At 34.8% G+C, this 25,556-nt stretch carries 20 protein-coding genes and 1 pseudogene; 14 read left to right on the forward strand and 7 right to left on the reverse strand.

What is annotated here, in order from left to right:
* Positions 1–2 precede the first annotated feature (2 nt).
* The 3 genes from BKP45_RS21080 to BKP45_RS21085 all read left to right on the forward strand — a co-directional run bounded on the left by BKP45_RS21080 (position 3) and on the right by BKP45_RS21085 (position 2,170).
* Entirely contained in the window at positions 3–422 is a 420-nt protein-coding gene (locus BKP45_RS21080; protein WP_071391125.1) for a helix-turn-helix domain-containing protein, read from the forward strand.
* Positions 423–494: 72 nt separating this feature from the next.
* Positions 495–641, forward strand: a complete 147-nt coding sequence (locus tag BKP45_RS22765; RefSeq protein ID WP_169824149.1) for a hypothetical protein — start codon at positions 495–497, stop codon at positions 639–641.
* Positions 642–682: 41 nt separating this feature from the next.
* A complete protein-coding gene (locus BKP45_RS21085; protein ID WP_071391126.1) occupies positions 683–2,170 on the forward strand; it encodes a recombinase family protein in 1,488 nt (495 codons plus the stop codon).
* A 92-nt stretch (positions 2,171–2,262) separates the two neighbouring features.
* Here BKP45_RS21085 and BKP45_RS21090 read toward each other — a convergent pair whose 3' ends face one another.
* Together BKP45_RS21090 and BKP45_RS21095 are read right to left on the reverse strand one after the other, a co-directional pair.
* Positions 2,263–3,744, reverse strand: coding sequence for a recombinase family protein (locus tag BKP45_RS21090; protein ID WP_245747594.1), 1,482 nt, complete (start codon positions 3,742–3,744; stop codon positions 2,263–2,265).
* 351 nt (positions 3,745–4,095) lie between these two features.
* On the reverse strand, positions 4,096–4,581 hold the full coding sequence (locus tag BKP45_RS21095; RefSeq protein WP_071391127.1) for a hypothetical protein: 486 nt from the start codon (positions 4,579–4,581) through the stop codon (positions 4,096–4,098).
* Positions 4,582–5,464: 883 nt separating this feature from the next.
* Between BKP45_RS21095 and BKP45_RS21105 the strand changes: the two genes are divergently transcribed.
* The 11 genes from BKP45_RS21105 (at position 5,465) to BKP45_RS21155 (ending at position 20,727) form a co-directional block, all read left to right on the forward strand.
* Positions 5,465–6,301, forward strand: a complete 837-nt coding sequence (locus tag BKP45_RS21105; protein WP_071391129.1) for a hypothetical protein — start codon at positions 5,465–5,467, stop codon at positions 6,299–6,301.
* 218 nt (positions 6,302–6,519) lie between these two features.
* On the forward strand, positions 6,520–6,930 hold the full coding sequence (locus BKP45_RS21110; protein ID WP_071391130.1) for a DUF6508 domain-containing protein: 411 nt from the start codon (positions 6,520–6,522) through the stop codon (positions 6,928–6,930).
* 13 nt (positions 6,931–6,943) lie between these two features.
* Positions 6,944–7,924 (forward strand): PD-(D/E)XK nuclease family protein, encoded by a 981-nt coding sequence (locus tag BKP45_RS21905; RefSeq protein ID WP_084788111.1) that lies wholly within the window; start codon positions 6,944–6,946, stop codon positions 7,922–7,924.
* Positions 7,925–7,926: 2 nt separating this feature from the next.
* The gene (locus BKP45_RS21120; protein ID WP_071391131.1) at positions 7,927–8,934 is read left to right on the forward strand and encodes a hypothetical protein; all 1,008 of its coding nucleotides are present in this window, start codon (positions 7,927–7,929) and stop codon (positions 8,932–8,934) included.
* 18 nt (positions 8,935–8,952) lie between these two features.
* A complete protein-coding gene (locus BKP45_RS21125) occupies positions 8,953–9,297 on the forward strand; it encodes a hypothetical protein (RefSeq protein ID WP_071391132.1) in 345 nt (114 codons plus the stop codon).
* A gap of 144 nt (positions 9,298–9,441) precedes the next feature.
* Entirely contained in the window at positions 9,442–10,329 is an 888-nt protein-coding gene (locus BKP45_RS21130; RefSeq protein ID WP_139193885.1) for a hypothetical protein, read from the forward strand.
* Positions 10,330–11,375: 1,046 nt separating this feature from the next.
* Positions 11,376–12,326, forward strand: coding sequence for a helix-turn-helix transcriptional regulator (locus BKP45_RS21135; protein WP_245747596.1), 951 nt, complete (start codon positions 11,376–11,378; stop codon positions 12,324–12,326).
* A 148-nt stretch (positions 12,327–12,474) separates the two neighbouring features.
* Complete coding sequence (locus BKP45_RS21140) at positions 12,475–13,998, forward strand: TIGR02677 family protein (protein ID WP_071391135.1); 1,524 nt, start codon at positions 12,475–12,477, stop codon at positions 13,996–13,998.
* 2 nt (positions 13,999–14,000) lie between these two features.
* Positions 14,001–15,185, forward strand: coding sequence for a TIGR02678 family protein (locus tag BKP45_RS21145; RefSeq protein ID WP_071391136.1), 1,185 nt, complete (start codon positions 14,001–14,003; stop codon positions 15,183–15,185).
* A complete protein-coding gene (locus BKP45_RS21150; protein ID WP_071391137.1) occupies positions 15,182–19,435 on the forward strand; it encodes a TIGR02680 family protein in 4,254 nt (1,417 codons plus the stop codon). The genes BKP45_RS21145 and BKP45_RS21150 overlap by 4 nt, the downstream gene beginning before the upstream one ends.
* A 5-nt stretch (positions 19,436–19,440) precedes the next feature.
* Positions 19,441–20,727 carry a DUF2399 domain-containing protein gene (locus BKP45_RS21155; protein WP_071391138.1) on the forward strand — a complete coding sequence of 429 codons (1,287 nt, stop codon included), beginning with the start codon at positions 19,441–19,443 and terminating at the stop codon, positions 20,725–20,727.
* 417 nt (positions 20,728–21,144) lie between these two features.
* Here BKP45_RS21155 and BKP45_RS21160 read toward each other — a convergent pair whose 3' ends face one another.
* From BKP45_RS21160 to BKP45_RS21175, 5 genes and pseudogenes are all read right to left on the reverse strand, one after another.
* A complete protein-coding gene (locus tag BKP45_RS21160; RefSeq protein WP_245747598.1) occupies positions 21,145–22,803 on the reverse strand; it encodes a recombinase family protein in 1,659 nt (552 codons plus the stop codon).
* Positions 22,793–23,041, reverse strand: a pseudogene (locus BKP45_RS23625) (recombinase family protein); the annotation flags it as partial. The pseudogene BKP45_RS23625 and the gene BKP45_RS21160, both read right to left, overlap by 11 nt.
* Positions 23,042–23,444: 403 nt before the next feature.
* Positions 23,445–24,266 carry a hypothetical protein gene (locus tag BKP45_RS21165; protein WP_071391139.1) on the reverse strand — a complete coding sequence of 274 codons (822 nt, stop codon included), beginning with the start codon at positions 24,264–24,266 and terminating at the stop codon, positions 23,445–23,447.
* Positions 24,267–24,289: 23 nt separating this feature from the next.
* Entirely contained in the window at positions 24,290–24,817 is a 528-nt protein-coding gene (locus BKP45_RS21170) for a competence protein ComK (RefSeq protein WP_071391140.1), read from the reverse strand.
* 141 nt (positions 24,818–24,958) lie between these two features.
* Positions 24,959–25,225 (reverse strand): helix-turn-helix domain-containing protein, encoded by a 267-nt coding sequence (locus BKP45_RS21175; RefSeq protein ID WP_071391141.1) that lies wholly within the window; start codon positions 25,223–25,225, stop codon positions 24,959–24,961.
* Positions 25,226–25,556: the final 331 nt, after the last annotated feature.

Raw genomic sequence — 25,556 nt, forward strand, 5'->3', positions numbered from 1 at the left:
TTTTGAAAGATATTGAAACGAAAAAGGAGTTTGTTCAATTACGAGCAAAAGGTATGAGTTTTAATAAAATTGCCTCAATCCTTAAAGTTAGTAAAACTACTCTGGTCGGCTGGAGTAAAGAGTTCGAACGAGAAATTGCTAACCTAAAAGTAATGGAGTTGGACGAACTGCAACAAATGTACTATGTTCAAAAACAAAAGAGGATAGAGCTTTTCGGAAACCAACTTGAACGGATAATAACAGAATTAGAAACAAGGGATCTATCAGACGTCCAAACTGAAAAGCTATTGGAATTAAAACTAAAATATTTGGACTTTCTCAAGCGTGAGGAGATAGATTTATCACTCCAGATTGAAGAAGAGGATGACTTAGATCAACTATTGGAAAGCTTTAATAAATCAATAAAAAGAGTAAATATATAGCGGGTTGTACCATAACTGGTCTATTTCTGAACAGATTTATACCTCAATAGTAATAGAGGAGGAAAAGCTAAAATGAAAGATACATGTGCAGTAGTAATGGACAAAGTTGAACGGAAGTTTTTAGGTGAAGCCAAATTAGAAGACCTTATAGTTCCTCTTGTCGAAAAACAAGTGGAGAAAATTGTAAATGATAATGATGGTGAGTTTCATTATAATTAAGATAACTCACTGTTACATCTTATAATAGGGGAGAAAATATTATGAGATGTGCTGTTTATGTAAGGGTATCGACTGATCGAGAAGAACAAAAAACGAGTCTCGATAATCAAAAAAGTTTGTTCTTCAATTTTATAATTCAACAAGGCTGGGATCTATATGATTTCTATGTAGACGTAGAGAGTGGAACTACTGATAAGCGTGCTAGCTTTAAACAATTGATTGAGGATGCAGAAAATAAGAAGTTTGACTGTATCCTAGCTAAAGAGTTATCTAGACTAGCTCGTAACGGCGAGTTGTCCTATAAAATTAGAAGGGTGTTAAATGCTCATAACATACACTTAATTACATTAGATGGGGCAATTAACACCCTTGAAGATAATACGGATAAATTTGGTTTATATGCTTGGCTTTATGAAGAAGAAAGTCAAAGGATTTCTCGTAGAATTAAAGTTGCATTACAACAAAAAGCTCGATCGGGTGAATTTAAAGGTTCTAATCCACCGTATGGATATCGTGTCGAAAATAAAAAACTTTATCTAAGACATGATGAAACGTGTGATGCTGTAAAGTTAATCTTTCAATTGTACTTGAATGGAGTAGGTATTGAGTCAATAGCTAAAAGGCTTGATGAAAAAGGATATCCTACTCCAGGTCAAGTTGCTCAAAAAAAGAATGCTGGCCTATATTGGCAAGGATCTTCCGTTAAGTTAATCTTAAAAAATCCACATTATATAGGTGATCTTGTTCAAGGTAGAAGTACTACCAAAAGTGTTACTGATAAAGGAAGAGAAATTATTAATCAGCAAAACCATATTGTTGTTTCGCACACACATGAACCGCTAATTGATCGAGAGGATTTTGAAGCTGTTCAAAGCATGATGAAAAGTCGCTACGTTAAAAGACCAAAAGCTAAAACTCATTTGTTCACAAATTTGATTGTATGTGCGGATTGTGGAACTTCATTGTGGTATATGCAAAATAGAAATGGTTACGTCTGTGGTCGTTATCGGAAACACGGTAAACATGCCTGTACAAGCCATACAATTAAAGAAGCAGCATTGAAAGCAATTATTATTGAAGATTTGCGCAAGCTAACAGAAGTAAGTATTAACAAGGGAATTTTCTACGAGAAAATCGAGAAAAGGATTAAAAGAACTGAAGCCGAAAAGGGAAAGAAGCTAGCAAAAATGGAACTTCAAATTGAAAAGCTAAAAAATGAAAATAGGAAGTTTTTAAAGCTGTTGGCGAATGAAGTAATAAGTCAGGAAGAATATAGAGATATCTCGGTTATCAATCAGGAGAAAATAAATCAATTAGGACAGGAAATCCTTCAATTGAAAAGTAATAATGATGGAGTTGCTGATAAAGAGCAGTTACAGAAGTTTTATAGTATTGCTGAAAGCATTTTATCATTTAATGATCTGAATGAAGAGATTTTGCATCGGTTAATAGAGCGAATAGAAGTAAAAGAAGGTGGCGAGCTTATAATACACTATAAGTTTGCTAACCCACTAAATTTGGTGGTCTAAAATGTAGTGACTGATAGTCAACACATGTGGAGTGCGTGTCGCAGATAGTTTTAAAAGAAGCAGGAGCACCCAAATAGGGGATTCCTGCTACATTATTGAATTTTCGGGATAGAAAAACGATAGTGAATAATAGGTGTCCCATCAGCCTTAACTTCAATTCGATTTATTAAACGATGTAAGGTCTCTGGTGTTAATTCATTGAAGTTAAGGAAATGAAGTAGCTCTTGTTTTAATTGTTTGATGTTATCCACCGTTTGTTCACTTTCTATTGCTGTGAGTAAGTCGTTCTTTTTATCGGCCAACTCTTTAATTTCAATATTATTAGATTCTACAATTTCTCGGTATTCCTCTTGTGTAATCAGCTCTCCAGCTAGCATATTGATGTATTTTCTTTTTCTATCCTTAATTATATTGATTTGTTTCTCAATTTTATCGAGTTGCTGTTGAAGACTTTGCTTCGATGCCTTAGATTGAGCTTCTAACTGCTTAACGTAATGCTCTTGATGAATTTCTTTTACTAAAGTTTGAATGTCAGTTAAGGCAGTATCTTTAAGTAAATCTTCTTTAATGGAATGACTACTACAAGCTTTTTTACCGTGACGTGCATAATTGCCGCATATATAACCGTTTCGATTGCTCCGATACCACATTCCTTTTCCGCAATCAGAGCAGTATAGAATATTTGTAAACAGATGTTTCTTTGGTGCCGTTATATACTTAGTGCGAATTTTCAATTGATGTTGGACGGCATCAAATACATCGCGTGAGATTATCGGTTCATGCGTATTTTTAACGATAATTTGATTTTCCTGTTCTACTTGTTTTCTTTTCTTACTTGTAACACTGACAGTAGTTGAACGATTTTGTACTAAGTCACCAACGTAATGAGGGTTGGTAAGAATGAGCTTGATTGTTGAGTCATTCCATTTATCTCCAGCATTTATTTCCCCAGCTACATCAGCAGGTGTTGGGATGTCCTCGTTGTATAGTCTTCTTGCAATACTTTCTCGACCACTTCCAGCCAGGTATTCATCAAAGATTCTTTTTACTATACTAGGGGTATTGTCGCTTCTAATATGCAGTCTTCCTTCGATAACCTCATATCCGTATGGAGGAATAGAACCTTTGAAAAGTCCTTTTATTGCCCTAGTCCGTAATGTCTCTTTCACACGGTTGCTTGTATTTTGCGACTCCTGTTCGTACATCCATGCGTATAAACCAAACATGTTAGTGTTACCTGTCAATGTATTAATCGCATTATCTAAAGTGATGATATGGATTCCTTGATTCTCACAAAGATTTTTGATTTTGTAGGATAACTCTCCATTGCGAGCTAGTCGAGAAAGTTCTTTAGCTAAAATAATATCGAACTTTTTTTCATGAGCATCTTCAATCATTTTTTGAAGATTTTTTCTTTTTGCAGTAGTACCTGTTTGGACATCTACATAAATTTCGTAAATGTCCCAGCCTTGCTCCTGAACGTACCTATAAAACAGTTCCTTCTGATATTTTAATGAAGCTTTTTGCTCCTCTTTATCAGTTGAAACCCGAATGTATATTGCACATCTCATCATAAATACATCAATTCCTTTTTGTGTATTTTGAGATGTAGCAGTGTTTACCTTAATTACATTATGTACATGAGAACCAATTTTATAACGTTACTTAATCCCAAACGTAGTAGAGTAAATAATGTGTAGAAAAGCTTTTCAATTCAGTTTTAAAATTTAATGAAGATACGTACTTATAATTGATGAGCTGTTGAGCTGTTTACAGTAAGAAGGGATATTGAAATATGTTAAAGATGAAGATCTGATCCTTCTCCAAAGGATTTCTCATCCAATTAATAAAAAGCAATCCCTGTTTGCTTGTAGCGATAGGGGATTGCTTTCTACTCGTTTGGCACGTAATAGGAAAATTCCTTACTATACTTGAACAAATAAGTTATTCCAATCAGTTTGTTCTATTAGATGATTGATATGCACTTTTTGATCTTGGGTTTCTTCTAATTCGCTATAATAATGGTGAACAACTGTCACAAAAAACTTCTCCATCTCTGCGCTTTCATCATAAACTGTATAGTTAACAAATACGGTTTCGTTAGAAAAATATTGTTGAAGGAATTTTTTTGCAAGTTCAACAGCTTCTACTCTGACTAAATCATTCTTAACAACCCTAAACAACGCTTTGTGAAGATGATTTTTAAGTTTTCTCACATAAACGGATTGATCAGATAAAACATTAAATCGATTTAACGTTTCTTTTGAAGAGAGAGCATAAAACACAAGGCCATTGCGTACTCGTCGATTTTTTAGGCTCATTTTTAAATAATCCTCAAAAGAAAATGAGCCTCCGTTCGCTAAGTAAAGAAGTTGCTTATTTACTTCAAGAAAAAACGCCTGCGCCTTCATGTTTTATCACCCTTTCCTTAACTCTTCTCCTCTAAATCGCTAAACTGAACAGTAGGAATTAACGTCCTTGATTTAATTTAATTTGCTATAGTATCAATAGTGTAATATCTTATGAATATTCTATCATATTAAGTTTGGTTGTTAAATTATAGTTGTTTGTGATGGTGGTTCACTAACGGTTGGCTTATACTAACAGAACAAAAGTATTGATGCGTAGTAGAAGGATACTGCGCATTGAAACGACATGAGAAGGTAACTGTTGATGGTGTGATAAAGTGACTGTAGAGTTCAAGTCAGGGGTTGAGCTTGACGTTGGAATATAAGATATTGATCCGACCGCCAATCAAGGGAACTATAACCTGATTGGCGGTTTTATTGTTTATACAAATATATGAAGATATACATAGATAAAAGGGTATAAGGTATGTATAATTATGGTAATAAATCTAGCATGTCGAGGTGTAAAGTAATGAACGGTGAAACATTATGGAGTAGAGTTATATCAGGACTTTCTTCCTCAAGTGAGAATCTGCAAACTACAACTGGTCTTTGGTTTAGGGCTTCAGTCCAAGGAGAGAAATTGTACATCGACAGCACTACTGAACATACACCATCCTGCAATCTATCTAAGCAAAGGGCTATACCAAAGAAGGATTTTTTGTTTGTTTTTTCTTACTATGATCGTTGGGTGAATGGGGAGACGGGAGTTAGACATGAGGTTAGCAGAAAATCAAGAAACACTGCGTATATTTTTTCCCTGATTAGTCGATTTGTTGACTGATAGCTTTTTATTTTAAGGTATTAAAGAGGCTTTATGGGCGATGACTCCTATTTGGCATTTAGATGTCTAGCTCTATAGTAATTTTGTTTGAGGTGGTTTTTTATGCTTAGTATTGAAGAGTATATTGCACGCAGAAAAAAAGAAGACAAGCTTAATGAATTTGATCTTGATGCACGTACTCAGAATATGAAAATATGTGTAGATTATATCTTTGAGTACTTCAATAACTATCTTAACACTACTGAAGCTGAAGAAAAAACAGTGCTTCACAGCGAGAAGCTGGAAAAATATCGTAAACAGTTAGATGAATATGAGCCTGAAGTTAGAGATTGGGCTGTTAGTATGTATGATGAATATGGAAAGCAGGTTAACAAGTATATAGGTAATATGTTGAAGGAGGATGAGCTGTTTTTTCTTTATAATACTGACAGTGAATTTAGGAGTGTCTCATATGACTGCTATACCAAACTCATTAAGAAGCTTCCATTTCTCAAGGAGCAGACGGAGATGCTTTTTCTCTTTATTAAAGATTATCATAGGGTTCAAAGCCAAAAACATTTTGCCTTTGGCGTGCCAACAATAACTGAAGAGATTAGTGATTGGCTCGAAAAAACTTGGGCGAAGCATCAAGTAAACCTTGCTGAATTTGCCGATAATTGGATTAACAGATTTTATGATAATGAAGATATTTGGCCTGCGTCTCATAGGAAGAAAAGTCGAAATACTTGGAAAAAGTATAATTACGATTATAAACAGAAAAGTAATCTCTTTAACCTTGATTCACTGTACAGAAAGATGCCGAAAAAATCCTTTATAAAAGGAAGAAAGCAGGAATTTGAAATACTGTTTATGTACTATTGGCTTCATGATATAGAGGGGGATAGTGATTATTGGCAGGTGTATTTGGAGAAAGTTTTACCCACTCGGAAAGAAGAATAGAAATATAGGCAGTGATTTTTATTACAAATGATGAATGGCGCAGACGATATTCAACTAAACGCTTCGGATATACGGTGTGTGATGTACACAGTGGGAGCTGGAGTTTGAATACAACATTGGCCATAAACCTGTAAGATTTGATGGTGATAACTCATACCCGTATAACTTCGATAAGTTCAAGATGTTATTTGGGATTGATGGTACTGAGGAGGACGAGGATGAGTAAATATGATATTTTGACAAAGTACATACCTATAATCCAGGCGGATAGCATTGGTGTATGGGTTGTTGATAAAGAGAACGATGGGACACCAGAGCATCCAATACAGATGCCTTTTGTGGGTTATTCCGAAATGGTACATAATTTCATCAATGATGTTTACACCTTTGAAGAAAGTAATAACGATATGGAACTTACCCGCTATGGAGATATTCTCAAGGATAACGGCCTTGAATGGGGTACAGAATCTATGACGTATGCTGACGTTTCAAATTTGAATGCACAGTGTGTGCTTGCGCTTATTATGGGTGCTGTTAGAGCTGAGCGCTTTTGCGATGGTGCATTATTAGATTTCTTTAAGAATGGATGCATGTTAAAGTGGCTTGAAAGATTAAACGGTATTGAGTAAAGGGGGTTCGACTTTGGATATAAAAAAAATGAAAGCTTTATCATATGATGAGCTGCGTTCTTTATACAGAGAATTCTTACATAGCCAGAACATTTCAAAACTAACAATCAATACTGCTTACACAGACACCTTCTACCTTTGGAGGAAAGGGAGCAAAGACCTGTTCTGGAATGCAGTGACTGCTACTGATTTCGAGAATGGGGCAAAGAATTCATTAATAAAGGCTCTTTCTGAGAACTCGACCGGTAATGTTAAATCACTTGTTAATAGTTATATGTCTCATCTAAGAAGGTTCCGTTTATTCTTAGCTTCTGATGGAACTGCCGAACCATCAACGCCCAATCAGGAAAATACTGCTGATCGTACATATACTCGTAAGAAAAAAATGGATGTTAATGTTCCTGATCCATCAATTGAGCAGGTTGAGTTTTATCTTGCTAAGTGGGATGGTCTTGAGAACTACCACCTGCAGGAGGATGCACTTAATAAACTGTTCTTTGAGCTATGCCCGAAGAATACAGACATTATCGATGTTCTTTTGAAGGCATCAACGCTTAACGACTTTTATAGTACGAATATTTTCTCAATCTATCCGGTGGCTAAGCACATATGCGCACTGGATATTGATTCAAGACTTAAAGCTGGTGATGTTACACTAGTTCGAGATATCCAGTATGTAACTATCGGTGATGCGGAGAAGAATTTTTACTCTTTTGCCACAAAGTATTGTAGCCATCACAATCCACTTGATTATCCGATTTATGACAGCTACGTTGATGAGGTGCTTCGCTATTTTAAAAATCGTGATAGTTTCTCAGATTTCCAAGATGACGATTTGAAGGACTATATTAAATTCAAAGGTATACTGATTGATTTCCGTGCCTTTTATGGCTTGGATAAATATAACCTGAAGCAAATTGACCAGTATGTTTGGCTACTTGGGAAGGATTACTTCCCGAAGATCTACGGAAAGAAAAAAAGAGGAGATAAATAGTTATGAAGATTCATTATTTCCAGAGATACCATGAGAAAGAAAATGTTGCTACAGCAAATACGATGTTGCTATTGTCTCGGCTTTATTCATATTCTTCAGATAAGTTCTTTCGCTTTTTGAAATCCGAGTTCTTTTCTGACTCCTTTGAACCAGAGATAGTTTTTAATTTACAGGAAAAAAGTGTCGAAAGTATTCCGGATGCTACTATCACACAGGAGAGCTTCAAAATTGTTGTTGAGACGAAAATGTCTGACTGGTTTCATACAGATCAGTTGTTACGCCATTTGAAGTCTTTCAGTGATGAAAAATATAAAGTTATGATAACTTTAGCACCTGAGTTGATGAAATCAGAAAAGAAAATAGAGTTCGAAGAGCATTTGAAGGCATATAATGCCACACAGATATATCCGGTAATGCACGTTAATACTACATTCGAAGGGATTATTGATGCGATACGAGATGTTATTGATGACAGAGATTCTGAAATGCAAGAGGTTCTGGACGATTACCTGAATTACTGCTATAACGACAAGTTAGTTATTGTTTCAGATTCATGGAAGCGTATGAGAGTGCAACTGGCAGGTACCACATTTAATTTTAATGTTAGTGAAAATCTTTACTATGACAATATTGAACGTGGATTTAGTGCACATGACTATCTTGGGCTGTATAAAGAAAAAAGTGTGAGGGCTGTTGGGAAAATCACTGCAATCATTACAGCAGTTACTACGGAAGATGGCATTAAGTATAAAGCTGAACTTGGAGAACTTTCAGACGATAGGAAGCAGCAAATCTGTAAGGCCATTGAAGATGGGAGAAATTATGGATATGTGCTGTCTGCAAATAGATATTTCTTTGTTGATAAATTCTATGAAACAGACTTTAAGAAGATAACACCAAGAGCGCCAATGGGCACACGAGTTTTTGATTTGTCCCAGATTCTTGAGACCGAGCAGTTACCTGAAACACCGGAAATTGCTGAACTTCTTAAGTCTAAGACATGGGGTTAAATACGGGAGGGAATGAATATGTATTTGGGGTCATTGGAAGAACGCCGAGCTAGAAGCAATGAAATAAAACTTGTAACTGCTGCTTTGTATGAAGCAAAAGTTAAGGACGAAGAAATCCTGCGAGTATTGATGAAGGTATGTTATGCAGATAGAGAGGAAGCAACTAATGCGTTTCGTAAAGAAAAGTTTATGTTGTACCCATGTAGAGAATTGTACCAATACATGATTCTAGAAAAAGGTTTTGAAGAACATGACGCTGTATTTATATACAACAAAGCCAAACGCGCATTAGCTGACAACAGGGAGCTAAGTAAATTATCACCAGCTAAATTGTTTGACGCTATTAATAAGGGTAATAAATAGTGGAGGAAGAGAAAAAGTTTGAGGTGTTCATATGCTTACTATTGAGGAATACATTGCCCGAAGAAAAAAAGAAGCTAAACTTAATGAATTGACCTTGAGATATAATTACAACTATTTAATTACTTTGTTTAAGGTGGTGATGATGTGATGTATAAATTTAAAAAGTGTGCTCTATGTGGTGCAGAGACTGACTTAGAGTTGAGCCACATCGTTCCGAAAATGGTTATGCGGACGCTTAAAAAAACCGCAGCAGGTAACATCAGGAATTCTGAAAATCCGAATATCCCTGCCCAGGATAGCGAAAAGCATTATATGCTCTGCGGGAGCTGTGAGGATTTATTCAGTGAAAAAGAGACGTACTATGCAAACACTCTCTTTCATCCATATATAAAAAAGGAAAAGACGAAATTTGATTACGACAGCAAGCTTTTCTATTTCCTCACATCCTTGAGCTGGAGAAGCCTTTACTTAGATCTGATCGACTTCATAGAAAACCATGTGGTCGGCATTGATGCCTTGGAACACTTAATATCTTGTGAAAAGATTATGAAAGACTATCTGCTTAACAGCCGGAACGATATCGAAGCCATCGAGCATCACATATTTTTCTTTGATGAGAGAAGGGAAATCACAGGCAATACTGAGATGGCTGAGTTAAGACCACATGTAACATTCCACAGGGGCATAATCAGCTATACCTTTTGCTTCGAGGATGATGGCACATATGGAACTATCACAAATATGATGGGTATCGTACTCATTACTCTTTATAAAAAAGGCAGCCGGGAAAAATGGGAAAGAACACAAATTCTAAACGGGATTGGCAGTATAGAAGCAAAAGACCAGCTAATATCCAGTGTAGTCGGAAACGAATTCATGAACATCCTAAAAACAACTCAGTCTGCCTCGAATTCCATAAGTGAAAAACAAATGGCAAAAATCGTTGAGAACCTAAAAAATAAGGCAGACAAAATCAAAGACTATCCGGTATTCCAAAATTGGCTGAGCGACCGAGAGTTGCATAACAAATAAGGTCTAACGTTGATATATTCCCAAGAACCCTAAAACCGTTGATATGTTGCCTTCTACCGATAGCCCCAAAAACGCAGTAGATATGTTTCCGAGAACGGACATACTCAAATGACATTCATTCTGTCCTCTCGAGCCAAATGGTATTTGGGAACATAATCTACACCTAACAAAACTTTAATGTTATGAAAATTTAGGGAAAGTTTGAAATGCTTTTAGACCTTGTTTAACCACTACTGCATAGTACAACGATACTATGCAATACAACCATACTATGCAATACAAAAGCTGAATTATACTCATTCAATTTGTAATGAGGAAAACTAGCTATAACATGGAAAAATAACACAATTAATTAATTGATAATGCAAATCGAGATTATAAAGATTTTTCACTTACTTTAAAAACGCAATCCTGACTAGTGATCGATAATCATGGCGATGGAGGGCAGATTGCCTTACAGCCTAGTTACTTGATTCATAGGGTGCGGATAAAGTGGAAACACGGCTTATTGGAACTAATTGATGGGTCAAGGGCTATTGAAATTACGATGACACTAGATATTTCTTGCAAGGAATGTGAAATGTTTTATTAAAATGAAGACGTAATTAAGGAGATTGAGGATCAGTTTTTTAATTGATACAAAAAGATTGATAGTTCAATAGGCTTTAAGAAACTAATGGAATTACTTAAAGTGTTGAAGAGAAATTATTTTGATTTTTCTCCTTAACATACACTAGGGTTTAATGGTACTCAGAGATGGGTACCATTTTTGCCATTTCTGAATGATGTCAATACTGAAACACAATAAAACAATAAACATTTCTTCTATCTTTTGTACAAAAAATTGCATTGTATGGTGTTAAGAAGCGATTTACATTGATATAAGAGTAGCTCTACCTTTGTAAAAATGTCAGTTATCTTATAAGCGATAACTGACATTTTTAAGAATTTTACCAAAACAAACGTTCGCTGACAAACAGGTGTCATAAAGATGTGTTACAATAAATGTAAATTTGTATACTTCAAAGAAATAATGGAGGCCTATCGTGGAACGTTTAATCCGATTATTAAAGATTATTAATTTAATACAAGCATTCCCAGGTATCAAAGCGAAAGAATTATCTGTTAAATGTGAAACATCGGAAAAAAATATATATCGTGATCTCGATTTACTGAGTCAAGCTAATGTCCCTTTAATGAATGAGGGACATGGTAAGGGATATAGTTTTATGGGGAATTTTAAACATTTTCCCTTAAATTGGAATGAAGGTGAATATAAAGCATTTACATTATTGCCCGTTCTTCTAGGAGAAAACTTCAAAACCAAGGCACTGATGTCTGCCTATGAGAAAGTAATGGCAACTCATGTGGCAGAAATAGTAGAGAAAAAATCATTATTTTCTAATCTATCTAGGGTTATTCGGAGTGGAAATTCAGCAACTTCTAATACTGAAAAGGATTTATTACCTTTAATAAGTGAAGCCGTTTTGGCATCACAAACAATTGAAGCAATTTACCACACACAAAGTAGAAATATCACAACCAAAAGGAAAATAGATCCATACTATATAATGCCTCGAAATGATCGACTGTACATTATTGGATACGATCACAAAAGTAATGAGATTCGTACTTTTCGCTTAAGTCGTTTTCAACATATCAATCTACTAAATCAAAGGTTTAAAAAAGATGAAATTAACTTAGAAAAATACTTGCAATATACATGGTCCATAATTCGAGGGGAAGAGCGAATTCATTTTAAAATTATATTTAGCAGGGAGGTAGCTCGCTATGTTGAGGAAGATGAATACAATGTTTCACCTAAATTGACAAGCCTTGAAGATGGATACTTGTTATTTGAGGTAACAGTAAATGATGACCGAGAGTTTCTAAGGTGGTTAATGCAATTTGGGCCTGACGCAGAAATAATAGAGCCCAAATATTACCGTAACAGTATGAAAGAAATGCTACAAAAATGGAATAACATATATGACTAATAGGTAATGTACATATAAATAGAGCTTGCTACTAGAACAGACACAGACATACGTTCTAGTTGAGAAAATAGAGTAATAAAGTTATTGAACTTCCATTAGATGATGGAACTAAAATGTCTATTTATGTAATGGTAAAGAGGTGAGAAATATGAAAAAGTATGATTTTGACATTGAACCAATATTTAAGTATTTAACAGAAGGAAATGCACCTATGTATAGATCCATCGCAAGATTTTTGTATGAAAAACGTACAAAGCAAGATTCTAACGCCACTCTAAACGAAATCCTTGAAATGTTGAAGTTGAATAATTTTGAGAGTGAGGAATTGGATGAAACTCGATTAAAAGAGATTTTGCGTAGATTGGAAAATTGGGAAGTCATTCATTCAGAAAAAACAAAAGGAAAGGGTCTAACCATTGCTGAGTGGAATAGAAATCGTTTTTCTTATCGCCTTACAAAAGCTGCTGTTGAAATTGAGTCTTTATTAATTAGATTAGATGAACCTGATCAAGCTTTAATAAGCGGGTTGAAAAGTCGTCAATTTAATTTATTGCTAAGAAATTTAGAGATATTTAAAAATACGATACCGCGTCATTTTTCATCAAGGGAAAAAACTATGGAAGTGTGGTCAGGCGTTTTCGATACGTTTAAAGAGTTACAATCTAACGCACTTAATTATTTATCACATATCGAAAGAGCTGAAAAAGCTGATTTATTTAATACTGAGGCATTTTTAGAATTCAAGGATAACATAATGCAATATTTAGGAGCTTATATAAATGAGTTGACCAGAAATAAATATGGTATCAGAACAATGATTATGAGTATTCCGGAAAATCATGTAGAAGAGTATGTTGATTCTGTACTAGATGAAAATAAAGCAAACGCATTGTTGTATGAAGATTATTCTCCTGAAACTATGCGTTCAACATTATTAGACAAGTGGTATGATTTGAAGACTTGGTTTTTGGGGTCTGGATACACAAGAAGTGATATTGAAAAATTGGAGGACCGAACAAATGAAGCTATTGGTATGATTGTCGCTTATGCCAAGAGGCATTCAGAGGCGAAAAATACAGCTAGTAGAATTCAAGATTATAAAACACTAACAAAACGTTTAAAAGAGAGCGGTTCTATCGAAAATGCCCATAAGTTGTTTGCGGCAGTAATGGGTGCAAGTCATTCCCGTAGTTTGTTTGCCTCTCACGATATTGAGGTTCAAAATGATGGCGTATTCATAAGTGGAGAAGATATTTGGAAAACCGGTGTGGGTGTATTTTACATACCGAACATGAGTCGTTCTGGTCCACGTAGGGAAAGAAAAAACATCATAATAAGAGATGCTTCGGAACAACAAAAACTAATAACTATTGAAAATATGAAAAGAAGAAAAGCAGAGGAAGAAGAAGTTAAACGATTAATCAAAGACGGAAGAATTGTATTGGCAGAAACAGAGGTTTTAAAGCCACATCAAAGAAAATGTATTCTGAAGTGGTTAAATAAATCTTTGCAACAAAGACTTGGGAAAAAGAATGCCAAAAAATATTACCGCACTGAGATGGGTTTAAAGTTCAGCGTTATCTATCGTTCTGATGAAAAACGTGTTCCAATCCAGTGTACAGACGGTGTGCTATACGGTCCGGACATTATTTTAGAATTTGAAGGTGATTGATTATGGAAACAGGTGTATTTAATGAAGGGCTCCAGTTAGCAATAGAGGCTTTAATGGAGAATTTTATCGTAGAAAGACTTAATGATACAGAAGTGTTTCGGCAAATCTTAAATAACGAAAAAACAATACGTCGCTTTGTAACAGAAAATTTCGGATATCAACTTAAACTTGATTCAGATCAAGCTAAGCTAGAAAAAATCCCGTATTTTGCAAGAGAATGGATGGGTATAAAAGAGTTTAAGGATGAATTAGATTATATGTTTTTAATGAGTATATTAGCTTACCTAGAGAAAAAACAGCCGGAAGATGGTTTTTTGTTAAGTGATATCATTGAAGAGGTTAAACAGTTTCTATCTGATGTTCAATCTGTTGATTGGAAGAAGAGGCAGGATAGAAAGAGTTTTGTGACAGCTATGCAATTTGCTACAGAGATAAATTTGATTTATGTGAGAGACGGGGAAATCGAATCATTCGAAGAGTCTGAAAAAGGAGAGGTTTTATACTTTACAACTTCTGTTATAAGGTACATGTTCCGAAATTTTTCAAAACGTATTGAACTTTTGGAGAGTGTTGAAGAATTTTTAGAAGATGGTTTAGACATCGCTAATCCCCATCACACACTTATGCGAAAAATTTATTTTGAACCGGTTGTGTTTTTTAATGAGTTGACTAAAGCCGAAAGAGATTATCTGGCTATTCATAAAAACTTCGAACACTTTAAAACAATTCTTGAGATGTATACAGGATTTGAATTAGAGAGGTCATTAGAATGTTTTTACCTCGTTAAGAAGGAAAGAAAGCGCTATCTCCAGCAACATCCTCATTACACTAATGAATCGTATATTGTCACTCAAGTGGCTAAAGAACTGGCAAGCCGTTTATCAGTAATGGAAGAAAAGCCATTGGAATTGTGGGTTCTTTCTGATCGAGAGTTTGAGCATGTTCTTCTAGAAACGAAAAGAAAAAACGAATTAGCATGGTCAAACGGAATAAGGCAAGCTAGTTTTAGTAGTTATAAGGAAATGGTGATTAAATACGTGACCGAATGGAAGTTGGCCGAGTATAACAAAGTGACATGGGATATCTCTATTTATCCGGCGTTTATCCGGACACTAGGAGAATACAACGAAGAAGTTAAGGAATACATTTTGAAAAATAGGAAAGAAGAAGGTGAGGTAGTAGGATGATTAAGAGAGAAAATCCTTTTTTGCCCGCAGCCGTAGGATATATAAATTTTTGGGTTTATACTCAAGAAGAATATGAATTTCACAAGGGTAATCTTCTCTTTGGTGGAGAGAATGGACAAGGGAAATCTGTTTCTATGCAATCTATTATACCGTTATTGTTAGACGGGAATAAGCACCCTACTCGTATTGATCCATTTCAAACGAATAAAAAGAAAATCATTGATTATATGAAAGAAAATGAGGAAATCATTCATGGAAAGATCGCATACCTCTATCTTGTATATGAAAAAGAAGTGACTAAAGATATTGTGACAACCGGTTTAGGGTTGCGATCAAAATCAGACGGGAAGGTAGAATTATGGGGGTTTGTTATTGAAGGTGAAAGGCCAGGAAAACCTCACGAATCCTTTTCTCTTGTAGAGAGTGATGGCTTTGATGAAAATGGAATAGAAATGTTTAAGCCTATTAATAAGCAGCGATTGCGTGATAGCCTCAAGAAATTCCCTCGTGCCACATTCGCTAATTCTCAAACGGAATATGCTGAGGCTGTAAATAATGCAGTATTTAAATTTGAGGGTGGTGCTACACGATTAAAAGAACTAACTGATTTGTTAATTCAAGTTCGTTCACCGAAGTTATCTAAAGAAATGAAACCTAACATACTATATGATGCATTAAAATGGTCCTTGCCAGAAATTTCTAACGAAAGAGTGACTAGAATATCGAATACTATTAAAGATATAGATGATAGAAATCGTAAAATAGACGACACAGAAAAAGATTTAGAATTAGCTACTGCTCTTTCTGAAGAATATGATCGATATCTGGAAGTAACGCTACAACATGCTTCTTCAAGATTGTTAGAAGCCTCAAAGGACAAAGATAAGACCGACAGACAACTAAAACAAACAGAAGATGATATGCATAACAAAAGGGCTCTTGAAATTCGTACAAACGATGAAAAAACTGATATGGAAATAGAATTAGTGGCCCAAAATAAAAAAATTGATAATTTAGAAACTCCTGAGCTACGCAATTTAAATAACCAACTAGATACAGAGAAATCCGAAAAAGTATCCAAAGAAATGAAATTGAAGGGTAAAAAAGATGATTTGGAAGTAAATGAAACTCGTATGCGTTCAATTAAACAGGAAATATCAAAATTTGAAGACAGGTGCTACGAAGTAGAAAGGTCAATTAATAATCAGATTAGAGACCTTGAAGATACTGGAGAAGAAATACAATTTCACGAGAACGCATCTTATCTGACATCTGCTAAAGAAAATTTAAATAACTACAGAATGGATAATGATTACTTTAATTCATGGTCAAACCGTTTGAGTATTCATATTAAACAACTAAAAAATCTTGTTAAATTATTTGAAGAAGAAGATAACGCAAAAGAAAAAGTTGACCGGCAAAAGGAAAAGATGCGTGAATTAGATTTAGATGTGTCTGATGCTACGAAGGAATATAACAAAGCTGTTCAGCGTGTTGAAAAGGAAAAAGAAGCATTCAAACGTTCTTTTAGTTCATGGATACAAGAGTGCGAACTTTTCGCTATTCCACAACAGGTCATAGGTTTCTTAATGAATGTAGTTGAGAATTTATTTGAATTGAACGATATGACACCGCAAGTAGTTGAAAAAGAACTACTCAAGGTTAAAGAGGTGCTAACAAAACCTGTTAGTGAACAATTTTCTATTAATCGAGCAGAAATTATAAATAAAAAAGATGAAGTCAATAAAATCAGCGTAGAATTAGAAGAACTCCAAAAGATTAAAGCGGTAGAACCGTGGAGTAGAAGAAAAGAAACCAAGGAACAAAGAAAACATCTTCAACAACTAGGTATACCTTTTGTTCCGTTTTACGAAGCAGTGGATTTTAAAGGTGGAGTGACTGAGGAAATTAAAGAAAGAATTGAGTCTGCTTTGTTAGATATGGGGTTATTGGATGCTCTTATTATTCCTGAAATGTACCGTGACAAAGTAGATAAAAACGATTCGATAATTATTCCTAAAAAAGATGTATCGAAAGGAACTACTTTATCATACTACTTGCGTGCAGTCCCACCTAAAGAGGGAATATCGACAGATGATATAGAAGATGTTCTTAGAAGTATTTCAATGGAAGATACGAAAACAGAAACAGTAATCTTAACAAATGGTAGGTATAAATCTGGTTTGTTACATGGTTATGCCATCGAACAACCTAGAGCATCCTTTATAGGAGAGGAAGCGAGAAGAAGACACAGAGAAGAAACGATACACCAAACCGAATTGCAACTAGAGAAAATGAAAGAAGAGTTGGACCATTTAGAAATGAAGGAATCCAAAATTAAAGATCAAATTGCCCAAATAGATGAAGAGTACGATAAACGTCCGATATTGGATCTTGTAGAAGTTGCTTCAAACGAACTGAAAGAAAACAAGTTCATTATGGAAAAGGTGATTATAGACCAAGAAAAGGCTAAGAACTTACACCAACAACTAATTGGCGATTTCAATCAAAAACGAAATGAACGGATATTGGGAAGTAAGTTCTTGGACGGTGACGTAACAAAGGAAACCGTTTCTTACATGTTTGATATTGCTGATGACGAATTCAGAAGTAAAATCTCAGTTCTTTCTAACGCGTTTAATTCTTTCTCTACAAGTAAAATAGAATTAGAAAACGCACAAGAAAAGCTTCAACAATCAGAAGCAACCGATGAAGAACTAAGAGATGATATAGCTACGTTAGAAAGAGCAGTGAAACAATCGACATTGGTAATTAAGAATATAACTGAGCAACTGAATGAATTAGATTATTCAGCGGTTAAGAAAAAAATCGTACACACGCGGGAGAGAATTAAACAGTTAAAAGAGGAAATACCTAAAAAATTAGAGTTGTATTTGAACCTAAAAAATCAAAGAGAACAATTAGAGTCTCGGATCGAAAATATCAAGCGTGTGCTCGCGTATAAAACGAGGGTGCTATCAGCGAGAAAAGAAGTGTTAGAACGTGAAATGCATGAACGCGGTATCGATAAGAATGTTGTTATATTGGAATTTGCGAAGAAACAAGCAGGAGAAGCAGAAATTAATATAGCGAAAGTCATTGAGGATATGATGAACGCTGTACATCATTCTCGTTCCAATGGTTTAGAGAATAACACGATTCAATCTTTTCGAGTCTCATATGGTAATATTACCCTTGGCGAGGAAGATTATGGTGAAGATAAAGATAAATATAATTCCACTATGCTTCTTTACAGTGAAAGAGAGCGCTTGAACGTAACATTATCTATAGATGGATTAAAAAAGAATCCTTCTGAATTCCGTGAATACTTACGTGAACAATTGGAGCTCCAAAAACAATTTTTACGTAAAGATGAAGAGTCTTTAATTCGCGATCTTATCATTCAAGGTACAGGAGAAGAAATACATCAGTTGATAAAAAAGGCGAAGAAATGGAAAGATGACATCAATCAGATTATGGAAGATATGAAAAATTCAATTAGTTTGAGATTAGTATGGGAACCTATTGCAAAAAGTGACCATCAATCCTCTTTATCTACGGTCCGTTTGATTGAGTTATTAGGCCGTGATTTCGGTACATTGAAAGATAAAGATATAGAAGACCTAAGGAATCATTTTATGACTAAGATTAATGAAGCTAAAGATAAATTGGTATCTGGTTCAGATGCTGAAAATCTTGAACAAGCCCTTAAGCAAGTACTAGATTACAGAGAGTGGTATCAATTTAAAATCATGTACACTCTAGAAGGAGAAAAGGAAAAAACACTCAACGAAGATAATCTTTCAAAACTGAGTGGCGGTGAAAAAGCAATGGCTATTTATATCCCTTTGTTTTCGGCGACTTATTCAAAATATTCCAACGCTGGCGATGATGCACCTTATATCTTAGCACTCGATGAAGCATATGCGGGAGTAGATGACAACAACATTTCAGAAATGTTTGGGATTATGCAGCAGTACCAGTTCAACTATATTTTAACTTCCCAGGCGCTTTGGGCTGACTATGAGACTGTCCCTGGTATCAATATCTATGTTTTGAATTTTGATAAAACAAGAAGAGTTGTTTCGTCAGAACCGTGGAGATGGGATGGTAAAAAAATTGAGATGAATGAGAGGATGTTAAAAAAACGTGGGATTATTGTTGGGGAAAGTGGAGAAATGGAGTTTGAAAAAGGAATACAAACAACATTAGATTTTGATTTTGTAGAAACGAAAGATTTGAAGGTTTAACGCGTATGGATTCTTTATTAAAGTTTGAGGCGAAGCATTATTTTGGCAAAAAGGAATTTAAACGATTGTTTCAATTATTTAAAGAAAAAATTGAATCACTGGGTAAAGTGGGAGGTACTGTAACTTTTGAGCCAACTCCGGATGAAAGAATGGCTATTGAAAGATGGCTAGACAAAGAGTTCACAAGAAAGTCCATCACTGTTAATCTAGAAAATTTCGAAGGTAGATTAAAAGGATTAAAATTCGAAGAGTTTACCCTGTGGGAACTAGTAGAGCTGGTGACGGAGAAACGTATAATTCCAAAAAAGGAAAGAGAGAAACAACAACTTTCAGAAAAACAAAGTTTTTTTGAAGGGTTGGAAAAAGAATTTGAGCACTCTTATACAAACATCCTCTTAAAAAAAATTCGAAATAAAGATAGAGATGTTACATGGATTACCACTTTGTATAATTGCGGAGATTATCAAACAATCAAAACACTATTTCGTGCCCTAACATCTCTCCCATCGGTTGAAGAATTTGAACGGTTACCTGTATTCTCTGAACGGATAACAGGTGACCCTCATTACTTTGATAATATAGACCGATTATGTAATGTTCTTGAGATTATTCAGGCTTATAAAGAAGAACGCTTTTATAGAAGTAATTTGTTATCTGAAGAAAAAGAGGCACTACTGGAAGCGTATGGTCTTGCTAAAGATGATTTGCATAACTTTGTGACATGTTATGGATTAGAAGCTTCTAGGGACGGCCAGATAGTTCAACAATGGCATTGGGCTAATCTAGAGAAAACAGTTCAAAATATACCCCTTAGGTCAATGAAACGGTTGGACTCGATTTCTCCGGTCATCGGAAATGCAGTTTACGTAATCGAAAATAGTGGGGTTTACTCTAGTGTAATAGATCGATTAGAGGGAAGTCTTGCTCCATTAATCTGTACACATGGCAATTTTAAGTTATCAGGTTTATTGCTATTAGATAAAGTTGTCAAAAACGGCTGTAAAATCTATTATTCTGGAGATTTCGATGCGAACGGTGTTGCTTTCGCTTATTTTCTTAGACGAAGATATGGTCATTCTGTGCAATTTTGGAGAATGGGGTATGAGGATTATATAGATTCAATTTCGCCTATATCTTTAACAGAGCGAGCTATAAAGCGACTTACTTCAATAAATGACATAGATCTACTGCCAGCAATTAATGAGATGGTAAATAGAAAAAAAGCAGGTTATCAAGAAGCGTTGTTGAAGAAATTAGTAGATGATGTGATTTTGTATTCTAAGGAAAATTAGATGATTAAATGATATTGATATTGTTTTTTTATCAAAATACGAGGGGAAGCGATTATAAAACAAGGTAATAGGATGGATTGCTACTGATGCTTCATTAACTGTAACAGGGATGTTATTATCAACAAGTAATATTCCACTATATTTTTAGTAACAAACTGAGCGTAACAAAAACAAAGTTATTTGCTAAGTAGCAACGATACTATTTATTAGGTATTTTTTTATAAGATCGATATCCGAAAAGGTTATCGTCCTTCTTCAAGTAATTAAACTAAGGGTGTTAGCACAAATAAAGGAGTGGCGACCAGTTAATTTCTGTTCCCCATTCCTTTTTGTTAATAAATAATATTTTGCTTTAGGCTTTGAAATTTGTGTATTTTAACTTTTGATCTATTATCTCAAACCTCAAAGTTAAACTAGTTATGCAGAATAAGAGTTGCCTGCTTTTGTTACATCAACTTCTGGATCGGAGAAGCGATAGTGGAACCTAGCTGTCCCGTCTGCCTGAACTTCAATTTTATTGATAAATCGATGCAATATCTCAGGTATTAATTCATCAAAGTTAAGAAATTTAAGTAATTCTTGTTTTAATTGTTCGATGTTAGTCGAAGTTTGGTCACTTTCTATTGTTGTAAGTAAATTGTTTTTCCACACCTCTAGCTCGTTAATTTCAATTTTATTAGCTTCTACATTTTCACGGTATTCCTCTTGAGTAATAATATCTTCGGCCAACATATTGATATATTTTCTTTTTCGCCCATTTATAATGTCTAGTTGTTTATCTATTTTTTCTAGTTGTTTTTGAAGGCTATGTTTTGCTTTCTTCGATTGAGCTTCTAATTTTTTAAGGTATTGCTCTTTATCGATTTGCTTTACTAACTCTTGGATATCAGTAAGAACTGTATCGATAAGAGAATCCTCTTTTATAAGATGACCACTGCATGCCTTTTTTCCATATCGTGCATAATTCCCGCATATATAACCTTTTCGATTGCCTCTGTACCACATCCCTTTACCACAATCGGCACAGAATAATACATTTGTAAAAAGATTTTTTTTGGGTGCTGTAATGAACTTAGTCCGAATTTCCATTTGCTTTTGGACAGTATTAAAAACGTATCTCGGAATTATTGCATCATGTGAGTTCTTTTTTATAATTTGTTGTTCTTTGTCAATCATTATCCTTTTTCTACTTGTAACACTTACTGTAGTTGAACGGCCCTGGACTAAATCACCTATGTAATGTGGATTAGTAAGGATAAGCTTTATTGTGGAGTCATTCCACTTATCTCCTGCATTCTTTTTACCAGCTATTTCAGCAGGAGTAGGAATTCCATCATTGTATAATCCTTTTGCAATACTCTCCCGTCCACTTCCAGCTAGATATTCTTCAAAGATCCTCTTAACAATTTTAGGGGTGTTGTCATCTTTTATACGAAGTTTTCCATCTTGAACTTCATATCCGTATGGAGGATTAGAACCTTTGAAAAGTCCTTTTTTAGCCCTAGTTCTTAAGGTCTCTTTCACACGGTTACTTGTATTTTGCGACTCTTGTTCATACATCCAAGCGTATAAACCAAACATATTTGTGTGACCAACCAGGGTATTAATGGCATTATCCAATGTGATAATATGAATGTTTTGATTTTCGCAAAGATTTTTTATCTTGTAAGATAATTCTCCGTTTCTTGCTAACCTTGAAAGCTCTTTTGCTAAAATGACATCAAACTTTTTATCTTCAGCATCCTTAATCATCTTTTGTAGATTTTTCCTTTTTGCAGTTGTTCCGCTTTCAACATCAATATAGATATCAAAAATGTCCCATCCTTGTTCTTGAACATATCTGTAAAACAGTTCCTGCTGGTACTTTAGAGAAGCTTTTTGTTCTTCTTTATCTGTTGAAACTCGAATATAAATTGCGCATCTCATTCTTAATCCAAATCCTTTTTGTGAATATTGAGATGTAGCAGTGATTACCGGTTGTACATTATTTACAACATTCTGTTGGTTTATTAAATTACTGTATTCCGTACTAACACTAACTCCTTCTTTAACAAATTCATCCCTATTAATAACCATTATTTATACCTCCATCGAGAATAATTAGTTCAGTGGAATTCGCTCTTAACAATTCATTAAAGTAGAGTAGTTGCTTACTATCACGGCTAATTCTATCAGGCGAATTTATAATTACAGATTTAACCATTCCACCTTCTGCCATTTTTGAAATCTTTTGAATACCTGGTCGGCAACTAAATGATCTAAATCCAGATGTTGTTGTATCTGCAATGATTTCAATCGAAAGGGAATGTTGTTCAGCGAAGTTTTCACCTTTTAATTTCGTTCACTAAATGATGCATAGTATAAAAAAGCTTTTTTGAGCTATGCATCATAGACACGTATGTTCCTTTCTAACCACTTAAAATCGTATATAAGAGAAGTTTTGATCAATACTCTTTTTATAAAAGTTAGGGAAGCAACAATGATAATTACAGTGATTATTTCTAAGCTAAAGGCTGGTTGGATAATACTATTTTGTTAATGACCGAAAGCTAATTTTATGATCCCATTTTATAAAATGTAAAGTTTAAATGAGCAGGGTTATAGAACTGGGAACTGAATACTATTGGATTAACAGATTTTCCATCTTCCACTTAGATCTAACTAATGTTGATTGGAGCGATTCCACCACTTACTTCCTCCATTAACCGCTCATCCATTCACCCATACAACCAATGCCGCTCACATCTTCGACTAGCAACCATCCGTCTATTTTCCACGACCATCATCCCTAGCGTTGTCCCGTAATAATACTGCTTAAACCCTGTCTTAATCCTTTTCCGTTTCCACTGATAAACCGTCTCCTTAAACGCTTTTATAATCGTTGGTGCAAAGTGTTCAATTGGTTCGTCAAACTTTTGCGAACGATAAGCAATCACTGCTCGATCCCAGAGTTCGCATATTTCTTTTGCTCGATTGAAAAATGGTTTGACAGCTTTTGTGAAGTTAGTCGGTACGAAGCTTGGTACGTACGTGTGGTCTAGTGATTCTAGTGTAGGAGGACGAAGATCTTTATTGTTTATTTTGTTTTCAACAGAAATAGTTTTAGAGTTTGTTTTTGGGTTTTGAACCGTTGATTTCGTAGGTTTTTTCGGGGTTTTACGCTCTGTCAATTTTTCGTTCGTGGCTCCATCAAAGCGGTGAAAAACGTAGACGTTGTGGGAAAAACCACCTTTTTCGCGAGTTGTATTGAAGATGGAGAGAATGCCGAGATTTTTTGCTTTTCTCAGCATTCGTTCAAAAGTAGAACGGGAGATACCGCCTTGTTTAACTTGGGCGGCTTCGACTAGTTTGCAGATTCTAGCGTTACATATGCCTATTTCTTTAACACTAAAGCGGGTGAGTTGTTCAAAGGCAAGTAATTCACCTTTTGTAAATTGATCGCCGTAATTGTCTAATACATAGTTAATGGTTTCATTGAATTGTTGGACGGTTGAGAATTGACTTAAATGGGAGTATTGTTTTATATTGCCTGATTTCATTGTAACGTTCCTTTCTGGGGTTATTAATAAGAGTGAATGGTACTAGTTGGTTTTGGAAGTATAGGTGGTCTTTCGAAATAGTTATGGGAAAAGCGAATGATACAAGAGGCCGTGCGCTGCATTTGTTTTTCAATCGAATAATAGGAAACGGGTAGTTTTAGTTGTTTCATATTATGGAAGGTAATCATCGTTTGCTGTGGTTCTTTCGGAGTTTTCAATGGAGTGATAGAGCGGATGTGTTGGTGGAAGATCCAGGAGCATTCGAATTGATTAGGTGAGTGTGTTGGGAATGCGTAAATTTGTTCTAATTGATTGATAGGGATGGGCACTTTATGTTTTGCCCCAGTCAGATGAACAACGGCTTTTTTTCTCCCTTCATACGTAGAGCCGCCTTCTAAACAAGCTTGTTTGATTAATTGAAGTGGTGGCTTGTTAATGTAGAACTCTTGGCTTGGTTCTAAGGCAATTGTACAGTAGTCTAGATGAGCTACAGAGAGTAGAGCCATCGTTTGGCTTGTGATTTCGTAGTTTGAAAGGATGGTTTGATTCATATGTAGGGCACTCCTTTGAAAAGGGTTATTTTTATAGAAAATATGAAAGGATTTTTTAGTGGAAAGAATAACTATTTTTAATATCGTTAGAAGAAATCATTATGGTATCGGGGTTAATGATAGCTTAAGAAAGGAGTATCACTACTCCTTATTATCGTTCGGTAATATAAGAGATGCTTTTTCCTCAAATTCTTTATAAATGTCGGAAGGTTTAAAATTAAGTGTGAGTGCAATAGACTGAAATAACTCAAGTGACGGATTTATTTTACCTGTCTCAATTTTACTTAAGTGTTGTTGACTAATACCGAGTTTACCTGCTAAATCTTCTTGTGTTAAAGTTGTAGATTTTCTTCTTAACCTCAAAACATTTCCAATGGAAAATTGTTTCTTCGATGAATATTCTTTCATTTGTCTCAATCCTTTTTCCTAATACTAATATTTATATTATGTAAAATAATCCAAAAGTATGGAAACGCATATATGACGTAAAAAGGTAGTATTTGGAATATCGATTGATAATTTTGTGACAAATTCCCTTTTTTCTTTTGAAAGAAGTTTATTTTCAATCTTTAAATAGGCAGTAAGACCCACTTCCCAACCCAGAATGAAACTGAGAAGTTCAGTTTTGTAAGCGTAGTAGTAATGAGGTTTATTTTAATAGAAAAGTTTCACGTACCGTATTTAAAAGAGAGAATGGTGGGAAGGTAAGAAGTATGTCGTCAACATAATCTATATTTTT

The sequence above is a fragment of the Anaerobacillus alkalidiazotrophicus genome (assembly GCF_001866055.1).

Excerpts from the sequence above, each read along its gene's own strand:
- BKP45_RS22765 (WP_169824149.1), top strand. The coding sequence starts at position 495 with ATGAAAGATACATGTGCAGTAGTAATGGACAAAGTTGAACGGAAGTTT.
- BKP45_RS21085 (WP_071391126.1), top strand. The coding sequence starts at position 683 with ATGAGATGTGCTGTTTATGTAAGGGTATCGACTGATCGAGAAGAACAA.
- BKP45_RS21090 (WP_245747594.1), bottom strand. The coding sequence starts at position 3,744 with ATGATGAGATGTGCAATATACATTCGGGTTTCAACTGATAAAGAGGAG.
- BKP45_RS21095 (WP_071391127.1), bottom strand. The coding sequence starts at position 4,581 with ATGAAGGCGCAGGCGTTTTTTCTTGAAGTAAATAAGCAACTTCTTTAC.
- BKP45_RS21105 (WP_071391129.1), top strand. The coding sequence starts at position 5,465 with ATGCTTAGTATTGAAGAGTATATTGCACGCAGAAAAAAAGAAGACAAG.
- BKP45_RS21110 (WP_071391130.1), top strand. The coding sequence starts at position 6,520 with ATGAGTAAATATGATATTTTGACAAAGTACATACCTATAATCCAGGCG.
- BKP45_RS21120 (WP_071391131.1), top strand. The coding sequence starts at position 7,927 with ATGAAGATTCATTATTTCCAGAGATACCATGAGAAAGAAAATGTTGCT.
- BKP45_RS21125 (WP_071391132.1), top strand. The coding sequence starts at position 8,953 with ATGTATTTGGGGTCATTGGAAGAACGCCGAGCTAGAAGCAATGAAATA.
- BKP45_RS21140 (WP_071391135.1), top strand. The coding sequence starts at position 12,475 with ATGAAAAAGTATGATTTTGACATTGAACCAATATTTAAGTATTTAACA.
- BKP45_RS21145 (WP_071391136.1), top strand. The coding sequence starts at position 14,001 with ATGGAAACAGGTGTATTTAATGAAGGGCTCCAGTTAGCAATAGAGGCT.
- BKP45_RS21150 (WP_071391137.1), top strand. The coding sequence starts at position 15,182 with ATGATTAAGAGAGAAAATCCTTTTTTGCCCGCAGCCGTAGGATATATA.
- BKP45_RS21155 (WP_071391138.1), top strand. The coding sequence starts at position 19,441 with ATGGATTCTTTATTAAAGTTTGAGGCGAAGCATTATTTTGGCAAAAAG.
- BKP45_RS21160 (WP_245747598.1), bottom strand. The coding sequence starts at position 22,803 with ATGGTTATTAATAGGGATGAATTTGTTAAAGAAGGAGTTAGTGTTAGT.
- BKP45_RS21165 (WP_071391139.1), bottom strand. The coding sequence starts at position 24,266 with ATGAAATCAGGCAATATAAAACAATACTCCCATTTAAGTCAATTCTCA.
- BKP45_RS21170 (WP_071391140.1), bottom strand. The coding sequence starts at position 24,817 with ATGAATCAAACCATCCTTTCAAACTACGAAATCACAAGCCAAACGATG.
- BKP45_RS21175 (WP_071391141.1), bottom strand. The coding sequence starts at position 25,225 with ATGAAAGAATATTCATCGAAGAAACAATTTTCCATTGGAAATGTTTTG.